Below are 13,859 nucleotides of genomic sequence, written 5' to 3' on the forward strand. Positions count from 1 at the left end.
TCTTTACTTGATGAAAAAAACGAGGCACAAGTCGGAACCCGATTGCCGATAGCATGCAAAAAACACGCCGGTTCTGGCGTGTTTTCATGTAGGCCTATTATTCCTCTCCCAGCTTAAGCGCTTGGCTAATTCGCGTACGCGACAACCGGTAGACGAGAATCGACAAGCCGATGCCAATCGTGAGCCCAACGATGCCATAGAGCTGCACATAATCTCCAAGCTTGCGCACGATTTGGAACGGCGGCACTTGCTCCGTTGTTGCGAAAGACATTTCGAACAGCGGAACGTATAGATCGCTCGTCAAGTTGCCGATATAGACGCCTATAATGATTGCGGCTCCCGAGGTGAGCGCCTGCTCGCTGACAAGCATGCTGAATACCTGGTGGAACGGAATGCCCATTGCCTGCAGCACTCCGTATTGAAGCGTGCGTCCGGATAAGGTCAGTACCCAGAAGATCAAGAAGCCGAAGAAGCAGATGAGCATCGCAACGGCAAAACCAAGCGTCATAACGCCGTTCATTGCCATCCGCAGCGGAGCGTTCGCGGACTGTATCAATTCCTGCTTTGCGTCACGGACACTCACAAGCGGAATTCCTTTCTCCGCAAGCTGATCGTAGATATGCGAGCTGGAAATGCCGGCCTTCAGCTTATACCATACCTCGTATGGCTCGAATCCAATCCGATTCTGAATTGTACCCAGATGTCCAACGATCAGATGAGGTTTCTCCGTCTTCATGTCTCCGAACGATCTTTCGGAAGGTAGAGGATTCCATGTCGGCCAATAGTCGATAATGCCATATACAGTAAACAGGGCTTGGGTTTGTCCCTGCCAATAAACCCGAATACTATCGCCCGGCTTTACGCCGTGCTCCTCGGCAATGGAACGAGAGACGAGCACCGCCTTCGGGTCTGGCGCAATAAGATTAAGATAGTAGTTAATGTGAGAATCAAGCAATCCGTCTTTCATCCAGACCGTCTTGCCGTAATCCAACGTGTCGATGCCGATTATCGTCATAACGCCTGAGCTCTTGTTTTTCGTTTCTACGAAAAACGCGTCTTCCTTCCTGAACACTTTGGCTGCCGATTCCACGCCATCCAGCTCTCTCATCGGCTGGATGGGCGGCTCAATATATTGGATTTGCTTCGAATTCGGTGCCAGACTTGCTTGACCTCCGGAATCGGACTCGTAGGTTTCCCACTTGGCCTTCACCGTGATATCCGCGCCGATAGCATATTGGATTTTACTTTCCATATTATCGTTAATTGTCCGCGCTGCATTGGCACTGAACAACCCTGTCGCTACAGTCATAATTAGAAACACCTTGATCGTCAAATATTGGTCGGATGAGCGACTGATCTGCACAAGCGAATGGTAAAGTGACGGCGGCCACCATCTGCGACCAGCCCAATATAAGAACCGAATGAACCATGGATAGACGCGAAGCGCCAATAGCCCCCCGCCAAGCGCGAACATTGCGGGCATGAAGAACAACAGAGGATCAACCTGCAAGGCATTGGCATCGAGCGCAAGCCGCTGCAAATCGTCCATTCGTTTATTAAAGTTAATCAGTAAATAGATGGCCAATCCGACCAAAATAATATCAATTCCGCTCTTGTACCAGAACGAGAGCTTAGCTCCTCGAGCCATCTCCTGCTTGTGGCTAACGATGCTGACGCGAGTAGCCATAAATGCCGGAATCAGGATCAGCAGAAGCGCCGCACCAACGGCAACCGCTCCAATCTTGTAAGAATTGCTGCTCAAGCTGACCTCAAGCGCCGAACGCTGGACGAACTCCAGAAAGCCGCTGGAAGCGCCCAGCAATTGTGTAAATTTCACGCCAAGAAACGGTCCGATCGCAAGTGCACTGAGGCCAAGAAGCAAGCCTTCTACGGTATAAGCCGTCATCAGCTGCGTACGGCTTGCTCCTCGGCTGCGCAGCACGGATATCTCCGTCTTCTGCTGATTAATAATCAGGTTTGCAACCATATATAAATAGAAGGAGAGCATTAGCATGACGGGCGTATACAACGCCAACATCATAACGGTCAGTTGACTCTCCGTCGCATGATATGATGCCGCTGTCGGCGTTGCCGGAATTTCGACCTCGGCAATGCCGATATAACCTTGGAAAAAACGTCGAATCTCGGTATCCGCCTTAACGAGCTGATCGATAAACTCAACGTTCAACTGCTCATATTCCATAGCATAACGCCATTCTAGGAAAGCGATTGCCGCTTTACCTCCTTGTACAAACTCGCGCTCGAACGTCTCGAATGGAATCATGAATCCGTCAACGACCTCTTCTGCAACAAAAGGCAAATATGGCTCCGCATTCGGATCGGTTACAATAAGTCCAACAGGGATTACACGGAAGCGTGCACGATCCCCTGTCATTACTTCGGCGATCAGTTCTTCTCCGAGCTCCCTCTTCGTCGACAGCAAGAAGGGTTCTGTAACGAGCGCCTCGTAGACGCCGTCCGTTCGATCGACGGGCATCCGTCCCTCAATAAGAAGAACCCGATGTTCCATGTCCGTCAGCGTCCTAAAGCCGCCTGTCGCATTCAGCACTTTCTTCTCTTGCTCCGACGCGTCCGCCCCGTATATTTTCATTTTTGATGTAAATCTTTGTTGGTAGAACGCTCTTGCTTCCATTCCCAACCGCTCGGGTATCGATTGTACGAATTGATCGGCCTCGGCGATCTGGCTTCTCGTCTTCTCGTCCGTCGTCTTGGAGGAGACGGTCGTACTAATTCCTACATATCCAGGAAATACAGCTTCCCTCTCTTGAAGCTGCTGGAGCTCCCTCAGCAACGTCCGCTGCAGGATGGCATCAGAATAAAGGGGCATCGAGCAGAATAGAGCCACACATACAGTCAGACCGAACCACAAGTTCAGCTGCAGCCACTTATTATTCACCATCTTGCGGAGAATCATCGTCCATAATGCCATATATACACCCCCGTCCTTGATATGAAGTTCATAGCAGGTTGGTTTGAAACCTAGATTATCGGTAAGCCAATGACTGCAATTCGAACATTCGGCAATATTCCCCTTGTAAGCTTAGCAATTGTTCATGTGAGCCTTGCTCGACTAGTGTGCCATTCTTCATGACTAGAATATGATCCGCCATTCGGCAGCTTCCGATTCGATGAGAGATGAGCAGCGTAATGCGGCCTTCGGCCAGCTCCGTGAATCGCTTGAACAACTCCGCTTCAGCCATCGGGTCCATGGATGCTGTAGGCTCGTCAAGTACCATAATTGCAGAATCTCGCATAAACGACCTTGCGAGGGCAAGCTTCTGCCACTGGCCTACGGACAGCTCGTGCCCCCCATCAAAAATCGGGCCGAGCAACGTATCCATACCGTCCGGAAGCCCTCGTACAACGTCCGCGGCACCGGACCGCGCGGCAGCCGCCTCAATTGCGGCCAAGTCTTCCATCCGGCCTACATCGCCGAACCCAATATTCTCCTTCACGGATACTTGGTACCTTAGAAAATCCTGGAATACCGCTCCAGTACGGTCGCGAAATGTGTTAACGTCCAGCTCCATCAAGTCAACGCCGTCGTATTTTATAGAGCCCGAATATTCACGGTAAAGTCCAATCAGACAATTAACGAGCGTGCTCTTGCCCGCGCCATTCTCCCCTACAATCGCTACTGTCTGATTCGGTTTGATTCGGAACGAAATATCGTTAAGCACGGGCTTCAGGCTGGTTGGATAGGCAAAAGTCAAATGATCAACGGTAATGCCTTCCGCAATGGGGCTGTTTAGCACATGCCGTCCCTGCCCGTTCTCTTCCTCCTCCGAATCCAAAAAGTCGTAATACTCGTTCATGACGAGCGTTTCCTCGTAGATGGACGACAAGTTCTGAGCAATCATGCGCATTGAAGCTTGAGTCGTGGCCAGCACTTGCGCGATTGCGACATAAGCCCCGAGCGATAGCTGCTGTGAATAACATACCCAGACCGCATAACAGGAGAATAAAAAGGCAAGCACTCCGTTCAGACCTTCAATTCCTATTCGCATCTTTTGCGATCGAAGCTCGACCTTCTTCTGCTCGCCAGCATTTTTCCAGAAATATCCGCCCCAATAGTGTAGCAGCTTATTAGCGTGTCGATACAATCTGACCTCCTTAGAGGACTGACGGTTGGTCATCAGATCGAAGAAGTAGAACAGGCGCCGCGAGAACGGCGTCTGCACACGCATCAGCCAATACTTCCATTCACCGATTCTCATATGTACAACAAGCGTCGGAACGACAACAAGCACCATTCCCAGCGACAATACAAAGCTGAAATGCCACAGCAGGGCGAAGAATGAAGCGACCGTGAGCAGCGATTGGCCAATGGAAAAAAACTGCTCGATCAGTTGAAAACCTCGAAAAGAGACGTTCATCTTAGCCCTTTGCAGTTGATCATAGTATTGTGGCTGCTCGAATCGAGACAGCGGAATACTCATTGATTTCCCCGCCAGCATCGTTTCCATTTTGAATTGCGTCTTCTGTTTCATCAGCATCGTCATGTATTGGGCTGCGGCATCCAAAAGCGCGCCAATCAGCAGCAGACCGCCGCTTGCCGCCAGCCACTTGACGGGCTCCGACATCTCGCCATCACGCGTGAGCAGTCCGGCGACCGCATCTGTTAATTCCTTCACGACCAATACCTGCATAGCCGGAATGAATGCGCTCACAACTCGCATAACGAGAAGCAGCAGCACGAGTGGCGCCGATAAACGCCACACGAGCATCAATGAACGCCCCAGTATGGCTATTATGCTACGAATCCCGATGTTCGGTCTCTGAGTTTGATTTGTCATATTCATCTTCTCCATTGCACGCATAGGATTCCGGCTGCTCAAGGTGATGCCATAAAGTCAGTTCAAGCATGAGACGCCTCCTTTTTATCTTTCACAGTTTCATAACACTTCGAAAAGTTGTTTCGCGTATGCAATTTCATTTCAACTCCAGCTCTAACTCTAAAGCATAATGGTGCAGGGATTCACGAATCGGCAGGCCATTATGAATGGCAGCTAACCGATTAGGACTGCTCCATTGCTCAAAGTATGGCATGGAAAATGCCTCATGCATGAAGAGCGCTGCCGGAACGGAACGTTTCATTTCATGTATAATTAACGTTTTCCTCTCAGCGCTGGCTGTTACTGCTAAGGGCCTCATATTCGCTTGCAGCGTATAATCCGATATGTCCGAATAAATGGTGTCTTTATCCTCCATTAAATAACGCAGCAGCTTTAATGCCAGCTCCTTATTCTTCGACCGTGAGGCAAGAGATAGGCCCGATACATGAGCGGGATTAATGCCCCCATCTCCCGTAGGAAGCCCAGCAATGCCAATCAGATCATTGCGCTGGGATATTGCCTCGTAATTATTCGGGTCGCCAACAGTCGCATATTCGACTGCAAGCGCAATCTCGCCGTCTAATAAATCAAAGGGCATAGCCGGCGGAATAGTGCCATTGACAACTTTCTCTCTATACTTTGTTCCGATGCCGACGAGCCACTCGGCACCTTTGATCGCCTCTTCACTATCGAGAAATCCACGGTATGTGACACCATCTGCCGCTGCGATACGCCCGCCGTTCAAACTTGTCGCCCACTCCAGCGTATACGGGTTAAGTGGAATATAAACGTTCTCTCCTGGTGCTCTCAGTTTGACAATCGTATCGTTCAGCTTTTCCCAGTCCCATTGATTCGAAGGCGGATCCAATCCAAGCGATTCAAAAGCTTGCTTATTATAGTAGACAACCATTGGATTGATCTTGCTCTTAATGCCCAGCACGTAGCCGTCATTGGAGGAGATCACATATTCGCTAACGCCTGTTTCATTCATATTCAGCGGTTCAATTGCGCCGCGCCGATACAACTCTAGCATCTGATTAGGCGCAAGTTCGAAGATATCCGGTACATCCTGTGCCCTCTGCGTTACTGTATACAAGTCGGCTGGCTTTGTAGTTTTTATCCAAATCGGCACAGAATTAGAGCCTTGTGTCAAATTATAATCATTTATCCAACGTATCGTAATGTTCGTATTGGGATTGAGATCTCCAAATCGTTCGATTTTCCGCGCTAGCCGATGGTGCTCCACTCCGTAAAACGAGCCGTTAATGGAGACAAGCTGGATGGTCAGCGTGTCTTTCGACTTGGGTTCCTCACTGTTCCGTGCTGCTTCTTCAGCTGTTGTTGTCGACACGCAGCTGGATAATAAAGTGATGAAGAGCAATGCTACATTTATCATCATTGTGTATTTCACGACAGGGCTCCCACGATGTAAAAGTAATCTGTCAGATAACCGATTAGACTTGCTGCTCTGCATTAGATCTTTGCCGATAAAAGGCTAGTCTGCTTTTCTTCGACTGCTTCGGAGCCCACGTAAGGAGAAGGTCAAATTGCTCTTCATTCGTAATCAATCCTTTGGATGTGACTTTACCATCCGGAGATAGCAAATAGCCGAATGGGAAACGATCGGTCTTAATTGCTTTCAAACTTTCCTCGTTCTCCAGTTGAACAATCGGCACCATCAGGCTGTAGTTATGACCGATTGCCTTAACCTCTTGCAAATCACCATACATCATTGAGATAAACTCGTATTGATCGTTTTTGTTCTGCATGAAAGGATTGATCAGTGGATATAACGTCGTGCATGTGCCGCAGGTCGGAGAGGTGACCAATATAATTTTCTTTTTTCCTGAATCATTATGAACCGCAGCTTGTCCGCCAGTGATCGTCTGAAAGTGTGTTACTGGAAATTTCTCCCCTAGCGGCGCACCGAAATCGGAGTACAACAGTTCTTTTAGCTTGAAAGGCATATAGACCTTATTGCGCAACCGCAGCACACTGACCGCTAACATTATGACTAATAACCATAGAACAGCATTCGCAATGGATTGCATGTTATCCAACTCCCCCTTACTTGGAACCATCACTTGCTAAAGTACCGAATGCCGCGTACGGCATTAAGCTGTAAACCAGAAGCACACCGATCGAACCAACTCCAGCATAATAGATATCTTCGATTGGATACTCCGCCCATACAGTTGTTGTTCCGGTTGATAAGAGATATAGGGTAATGACAAGTAACAGGACAACCCGTAGTACCGTATTCCAACCGAACGACTCTGGATTAATATTGCCGAAGCAATTACAGGCCACTTTCAGCTGGCGTTTATATGCCCGGTAGATAGACCACACAAAGCAGCCTAGTAAAAACAAGACTATTAAATACGCGAGATACTGAGTCCCCGAAAATATAAGAAGGATCGAAACAGATAATTCTAGCAGTACAACAACAGCTGCACTCGGTAAAACAAGTCGACGGCTGATTTCTAATTGTTCAATCGTCTTCTTAAAATCTGCGAAACTGATTAGTTTTCCGAATCCAGACAACAAAAAGGTAATCAGTAACAGGAACTGCAAAAAGGGACCCATCACTTTATGATCCTCCTATTCCAACATGAAATATAATGAGAAAACACGGCATAAAGCCGTGTTTTCTCATTATTGTAAGCATGTAGTCCACTGATTTTAAAGGTTGCAGCAACCCGACGAAGTCTGGGATAGAATGACACCATCACATACGTAATTCACCAGTTGAACCCCCAGTTTAGAAGAACCTCCGCAGGAACTCGCCAGACAGCCCCCAGATTGATATCCACACATATAATCACCTCCGTTTCTATTTTTTTACCAAGACCAGTCCTTGGAGAGTACAGACTACAGAATCAACAAAACTCTCGGACTCACAATCATTTTAGCATTTATGGAATAATTTATAATACATGTCTAATTATTGGTTTTTTACTTAAAAACATTATTTGTCTCTCGCATCGCTATCCAGTTGATCCGCATACTGTTTTAGCATATCTCTAATTGACTGCCCGTCCCTGATCGCAAGCAGTGGTTTTGGCAAAAATAATTGTATCGCGTCATAAAAACCGATTTCGGCTACCTCATGCGTATTAAGTATTGCTGGAACGGACCTTTTCATAGCCTTTATAATTATCAATTTCCGTGCAGCGTCCACTGGCTCCTTCAAGGTTCTTGTAGCGGTCTGAAGTGTATGCGAAGCAATGTCCGTATACAATGAATCTCGGTCTTCTGATAGATACCGAATTAACTGCATAGCCAATTCTTTATGTTCAGATTTCGAGGTTAGGGATAATCCCGATATTAAAGCCGGATTATGACCGTTCGTTCCTACAGGTAACGCTGCCACTCCGATTTGGTTATTCTCTTGCGCAATCTCCTCATAGCTGTTTTTCATAGATATATTAAACCCATACGCATATTCTATCGCTAGCGCGATTTTACCATCGACCAAATCGTAAGGCATAGGGGGACGTAAATCAGTTAAGGACATCGAGGCATATTCCATTTTCGTTCCGATAGTCATAATCCACTTGGCAGCTTTAATTGCATTATCACTATCGATATAACCGGTGAATGACCTGCCGTCTACTCCGACAACACGTCCACCGTACAGTCCCGTTGCCCACTCCAGTGTAAATGGCGATAGAGGAATATAGAGCGTCTCTCCCGCAGCCTTCAGCTTGACGATCGCATCGTTCAACATATCGATATCCCATTTTTCCGAAGGAACTTCAATCCCCAAGGTAGAAAAAATATCTTTATTGTAGTAAAGAATCATCGGGTTAATCTTGCTTTTCATACCCAGAACATATCCGTCATTAGTCGCAATCGCATAATCGTCTAGATCCGATTCGTTCAAATTTAACGGCTCGATAACTCCCATCCGATACAATTCTCGCATCTGGTAGGGCACCAGTTCAACGATATCCGGAACGTTATTAGAGTCCTCATACAGCTCAGAAGGTACCTCAATTGGAGTCCAAGGTGCAAACAAAACTGGAGATTTGCTATACGGATTATTATAAGACTGAACCCACTCGATCTTAATTTCCACATTCGAATGCATATCGGCAAAACGCTGGATCTTCTGAGGGAGCGAATCCCCGCTATAACGACCAACCAGCTTAATTGTTAGCTGCTGTTTCTCCCCGACTCGAGCAGACGTATCGTTATTCTTGAGTGTATGCGATGACGACATACAACTCGATAACATCATAACGAACATTAGCAGTATCCCCAGTTTTCTGATGTTTGACATGAACATATTTCTCCTCTACGCCTTTACTTCACATGACAATGTAATGCCAGATGCTAATCTCGAGAGCCAAATTCAATATCTAATTCTTTCGCATATTGCTAACGCCTCTCTCCCATTCTGTCCATTCACGATCACTTGAAGAGACTTGGTGCTGCTAAACCATATTTCTTGTTCAATATTCGACTTTCCTCCAACATTCACGGGTTCATCTAATTGATCGTAATTTGTACATTCGGATACTTTTCGCGGAAACGGTCGATTTTTTGCTTCAACGGATTATCCTCGTTTGACGAAGCCATCGGGACCCAGGAAACAAGCTGTATGATCAATGATTGACTTTTCTCAATCTCAACTGGCACTGCCTCTTCTGTTACAATTGTCGTACAGCCGGATATGAAGACCGTTTTTAGCAGTAAGATTGCAAATAACCTTTTGAATTTCATGACGCTTATCCTCCTTTTGCTTGTTCGTCAATGTATACGAAATATTTTCTTCATAAAAAAGTGTAACGTTTACATGTTTTGTAAACAACCTTTTGTTCAATGGTTTCTATACCTGTTAGATGATGGGATTTTCCACACAAGAGCATGGGTCAGATACTCATTTCATCGCACTAAAAAACAAACAAGCAGCCGACATGGTCGACTGCTTGTTTGGTCTATACATTGCCACTATTCGGTTACGAATATGACTTTCTAATCGTCCCACGTAGCGAACCCACTTTGTTCAAGACCTACTCCTTATGGGTCATCCATGCAGCTACAGGACCAACCAATGAAGCCGGCATCAAGATCAGCCTCGGTACAATCTCGAATGGAAACTATGAGACTCTCCTCCTCGTATTTTCAATTATTTCAGGTTCCTTCAGATAACATTCTTGCTTTAAAAACTCCGTAAATATGGTGTTTTAGGTAGAACAAACTCAGCATATACCTCACCAGAAGGGTGGGTATTTCCTGTTTCAACAAATCCTAATGAGGCATATAAATTTTTCGCAATTATGTTTTCGGGGTTATAGGTAACTTCAACGACCCTCGCTTCACCATGAGGAGATGTCTTAGACAATTCTACAGCTTTTTCCATGGCTTCCTTCCCATACCCTTTGCCTTGATATCGCCCATCAATCATGATTTTAAAAACGCCATAGCTGCTGTATTCGAAATTCCCATTTCCATCGTCATAATACATCATGATAAAGCCGACCATAGTCTCATCTTTATAAATAGCAAATGTAATAATGACCTGCCCCTCTTTTGATGCGATATATGCTTCTGCGAGTGCATGTTGATTAGAGGAGATAAAGCGTTTCTGTTCCTCTGCAACTTTCAGCTCAATACATTCAATAAAGTTGTCCCACGTTATTTCTTTAAATTCCACTATCCAAGCCACCCCACRATCATTATTTTTCAAGCTCCTACAACCACGCGGTAACGTGAAGCCTGAAGGTTAAACATTTGAGCATACTTCCCGTCCATTCTCATAAGTTCTTCGTGTGAGCCTTGCTCAATGATTTGACCATTTTCCATCATGAGTATGCGATCCGCCATTCTGGTCGTCGATAAGCGGTGTGAAATAAAAATGATGGGTCGATCTTCTGCCTTCTCCAGCATCACTTGATTCAAATGATATTCGCTCATTGGATCCAAGGCGCTGGAAGGCTCGTCTAATAGGATGAGAAGAGTCGGCTTGGCGAACACTCTTGCAATCGCTACCTTCTGCGCCTCTCCACCAGATAGCTCTATCCCGGCGTCGTCAAACTCCTTGGTAATGGAGGTATCGGTCCCCAATCGCAAGGTCTGCAGCTTATTGCCAAAATCACTTTTCTCCAGCGCTTCTCTTACCAGAAATGAATCGCCGGATGAAAACTGATTCATGACGACATTTTGGGAAAGCGTAGCAGCGAACAATTGATGATCCTGAAACACTGAGCTAATCTTCATACGGTAATCATCCAGCTTGAACTGATCGATTTGTATCCCATTTAAACGAATTTCTCCCGAGCTTGGATCGTATAGACGCATGATCAGCTTCGTCAATGTCGTTTTTCCGGCACCATTGTAACCAACGATTGCAATTTTCTCACCTGGCCTAATGCTGAAATTAACATTATGAAGAATACGCGGCCCGGATGGACCATATTGGAACGATAACTCTTTTAGCATTAATCCAGTAAACTTATCCGGCACAGGCAGTGGATCTTCAACTTCCTTCAGAGCGTTCTTTTGCTCCAGGAAACTTCTTAACTTCTCGATGTACAAGCTGTTTTCTTGCATTTCACTGATGAGCGTCGTCATATATTGCATGTTGCCTTTTAGACGCCATGATGAATTCAACAGTGTAACCGCGCTGCCAAAGCTTAACGTTCCTTTCACTAACGTCATAAAGACAACATAAGTCACGTACAGGCCGCTCAAAATCAACTCATTGAAGAAATACTCTGAGGTGAAGTTTAACCAAAACTGCTTTTTTGAACGTTTTTTAACAATCCCGTGCATTTCTTTATGCGTATCGGAGAAATCTCTAAAAAATTTCTCCTTGATGGAATAAAGTCTTAATTCCTTCGCGTAATCAGCCAAGTAAAACAATCGTTTCAGATAGATTCGTTTACGATCCTTTTCGTTAAGCTCCATTCTCATTTTGTACCTGATTTTATTGGAGATCATGCTGACAATCAGAGTTAGAATGAAGGACGCGAGCACAAATAGCAAACCAAGCTTGTCAACAAACAAGAAAAAGCTTATAGAGGTTATAATAACCGTGACGGATCGGCACAATTTTCTAATGTTGTTTATCGTAGCATCAATTCGATTATGGGCATCATTGGCGCTCCACACATAATCATTATAATAAACAGGATCATCATAGTTGGCCAAATCGGTGCTAATCGCTTTTTCGTAGAGATCCATCCTTATTTTTTGATACAGCAATTCTTTTCCTTTCGGTTCAACGCTTTGAAAATAGATGCTGTCCAGCACAAAACAAATTGCGATAAACAAAATTGTAAGTCCGATATATAAAGCAACGGTAGAGAAGGAAGTTCCATATTGAACGCTGTCGAATACAAACTTAATCAAAATGACATGCTCAATAAAAATTTCGATTTCCTGCAAGCATGCATACAAGCATGTAAAGATGATATAGTTGCGGGAATGGCGCAGCCCGTATTTCATAATAAACCAATTATTTTTAAGGACCCTAGTAAAGCTATGCTTATTGGGCTTCATGCAGATTCACCACCCCTGCCAACTCTTCTTTTCTTGAGTGCATCTATGACGAGCTTGCGGTCTGCTTCGGAAACCAAATCACGCATAAGCACATTCTCTGCAATCGTCATCGAAAAAATCTTGAAATCCTGAAATATGGTTCCATACATTGAGCGGTATGACAGGAGATCAAACTCTTTAATATTTTGGCCATTCCATAATATTTCGCCGTCAGTAGGATCGTACAATCGCATCATGAGCTTGATTAGCGTTGATTTGCCGGCGCCATTATGGCCGACTAAAGCAATTTTCTCGTTCTTATTAACTTCTATCGTAATATCGCGAATAGCAGCCTCAGCTGCCCCATCATAAGTAAAGTTAATATGCCTAAATGTTAATTTCTGAATTGGCGGCGCAATTGCTTTAACTGGACCGGCATGCTCCTCGATTTCGGAAACGTAGCTTAAAAAGGTTTTTAAATTTTCAATGTAAATGCCGTTTTTATTAATTTCTACAAAACTATCAGACAATCGGATGAGCGACCACGCACCGCCGACCATTGCGCTTCCCAGAACGATAAAGGAACTGATAGAAATCGACTGCTTGACAATAGCCAAATAAGCTCCATACAACAGAACCCCTTGGAATATTAGTGTAAAGGTTGTAAATATCTTGAAAAAGGAAACAACTCCTGCTTTGACTCGATACTTATGAACGACCGAAATGGCACCGTCATACCCTTCTATATAGGTGTTTCTCAGAACTGAAAATATGCGGGACAGACGGATTTCCTTGGCAAAGTGGGATAAATAGATGACACGGTTGACATAATCCATTTTTCGTTGGTAGGGTACCCGTTCATTATTTTGCTGAAACTGAATTCGGTTAAGCTTTTTTCCAAAATAAAAATTTCCGAAAATAGGCAATAAAGCAAACCATACCACCCATGGGTCAATGGCGTACATCACGGCAAATATGCTAATCGTTGCGAGCGATACGAATATCACCCTTGAGAGATTTTCAAGAACAGCGCTGACTCTTTGATCGGCTTCTTGAATGGCTTTTGTATACTTGTTATAAAACTCATAATCCTCAAAACATTTCAATTCTACGGATGCTGCCTTCCGAAAGAGAATGAGATACAGCTTCTCATATAACTTGAGATCACTTAAGGGTTTGAAGCGAATTTCATACCAATTATCCAGTAAAATTAAAGCAAGTATCAACACTAACGTCATAATTATGAAATGGATAATTTGCTGAAAGTCCCTTTCGATTGAAATAGACTCAATGAGGTACTTCATGAAATATACAGAAAAAAACACATTGCCAATCATTCTACCGGCTTGAACTGCAAAATCCGCCAGCACTCTCTGTGGATGCATACTCCAAGCTAATCTGAACACAAATAAGTTATTGGCAATAATCACTTTAATATGTTGAATTGTAAGTTTAATTTTCTCCAAGGCCGCTTCTTCCTCCAATAATTAGTAATTCAAAATTTACTACATAGTG

At 44.9% G+C, this 13,859-nt stretch carries 10 protein-coding genes; all 10 read right to left on the minus strand.

Annotated elements, in window-relative coordinates; genetic code table 11:
- Nucleotides 1–97: 97 nt before the first annotated feature.
- The gene (locus tag AC1DPK_RS00270; protein WP_477508887.1) at nucleotides 98–2,950 is read right to left on the minus strand and encodes an ABC transporter permease; all 2,853 of its coding nucleotides are present in this window, start codon (nucleotides 2,948–2,950) and stop codon (nucleotides 98–100) included.
- Between the two features lie 55 nt (nucleotides 2,951–3,005).
- Entirely contained in the window at nucleotides 3,006–4,748 is a 1,743-nt protein-coding gene (locus tag AC1DPK_RS00275) for an ABC transporter ATP-binding protein (protein WP_477508888.1), read from the minus strand.
- 205 nt (nucleotides 4,749–4,953) lie between these two features.
- Nucleotides 4,954–6,267, minus strand: coding sequence for an ABC transporter substrate-binding protein (locus AC1DPK_RS00280; RefSeq protein ID WP_477508889.1), 1,314 nt, complete (start codon nucleotides 6,265–6,267; stop codon nucleotides 4,954–4,956).
- 43 nt (nucleotides 6,268–6,310) lie between these two features.
- A complete protein-coding gene (locus AC1DPK_RS00285; protein ID WP_430060237.1) occupies nucleotides 6,311–6,907 on the minus strand; it encodes a thioredoxin domain-containing protein in 597 nt (198 codons plus the stop codon).
- Between the two features lie 16 nt (nucleotides 6,908–6,923).
- Nucleotides 6,924–7,442: a MauE/DoxX family redox-associated membrane protein gene (locus AC1DPK_RS00290; protein ID WP_477509119.1), complete on the minus strand. Its 519-nt coding sequence runs from the start codon at nucleotides 7,440–7,442 to the stop codon at nucleotides 6,924–6,926.
- 382 nt (nucleotides 7,443–7,824) lie between these two features.
- Nucleotides 7,825–9,141: an ABC transporter substrate-binding protein gene (locus tag AC1DPK_RS00295; RefSeq protein WP_477508890.1), complete on the minus strand. Its 1,317-nt coding sequence runs from the start codon at nucleotides 9,139–9,141 to the stop codon at nucleotides 7,825–7,827.
- Between the two features lie 209 nt (nucleotides 9,142–9,350).
- Entirely contained in the window at nucleotides 9,351–9,584 is a 234-nt protein-coding gene (locus tag AC1DPK_RS00300; RefSeq protein ID WP_477508891.1) for a hypothetical protein, read from the minus strand.
- Between the two features lie 439 nt (nucleotides 9,585–10,023).
- Nucleotides 10,024–10,518, minus strand: coding sequence for a GNAT family N-acetyltransferase (locus AC1DPK_RS00305; RefSeq protein ID WP_441880462.1), 495 nt, complete (start codon nucleotides 10,516–10,518; stop codon nucleotides 10,024–10,026).
- A 29-nt stretch (nucleotides 10,519–10,547) separates the two neighbouring features.
- Nucleotides 10,548–12,365, minus strand: coding sequence for an ABC transporter ATP-binding protein (locus tag AC1DPK_RS00310; protein ID WP_477508892.1), 1,818 nt, complete (start codon nucleotides 12,363–12,365; stop codon nucleotides 10,548–10,550).
- The gene (locus tag AC1DPK_RS00315) at nucleotides 12,362–13,810 is read right to left on the minus strand and encodes an ATP-binding cassette domain-containing protein (protein WP_477508893.1); all 1,449 of its coding nucleotides are present in this window, start codon (nucleotides 13,808–13,810) and stop codon (nucleotides 12,362–12,364) included. Before AC1DPK_RS00315 ends, AC1DPK_RS00310 begins: the two co-directional genes overlap by 4 nt.
- Nucleotides 13,811–13,859: the final 49 nt, after the last annotated feature.

It is taken from the genome of Paenibacillus sp. 01T424 (assembly GCF_056398745.1).

Bases quoted from the DNA above. Each gene is read 5' to 3' on its own strand.
- AC1DPK_RS00295 (WP_477508890.1), bottom strand. From the start codon at position 9,141: ATGTCAAACATCAGAAAACTGGGGATACTGCTAATGTTCGTTATGATG.
- AC1DPK_RS00290 (WP_477509119.1), bottom strand. From the start codon at position 7,442: ATGGGTCCCTTTTTGCAGTTCCTGTTACTGATTACCTTTTTGTTGTCT.
- AC1DPK_RS00300 (WP_477508891.1), bottom strand. From the start codon at position 9,584: ATGAAATTCAAAAGGTTATTTGCAATCTTACTGCTAAAAACGGTCTTC.
- AC1DPK_RS00310 (WP_477508892.1), bottom strand. From the start codon at position 12,365: ATGAAGCCCAATAAGCATAGCTTTACTAGGGTCCTTAAAAATAATTGG.
- AC1DPK_RS00285 (WP_430060237.1), bottom strand. From the start codon at position 6,907: ATGCAATCCATTGCGAATGCTGTTCTATGGTTATTAGTCATAATGTTA.
- AC1DPK_RS00275 (WP_477508888.1), bottom strand. From the start codon at position 4,748: ATGCTCGTGTGGCGTTTATCGGCGCCACTCGTGCTGCTGCTTCTCGTT.
- AC1DPK_RS00270 (WP_477508887.1), bottom strand. From the start codon at position 2,950: ATGGCATTATGGACGATGATTCTCCGCAAGATGGTGAATAATAAGTGG.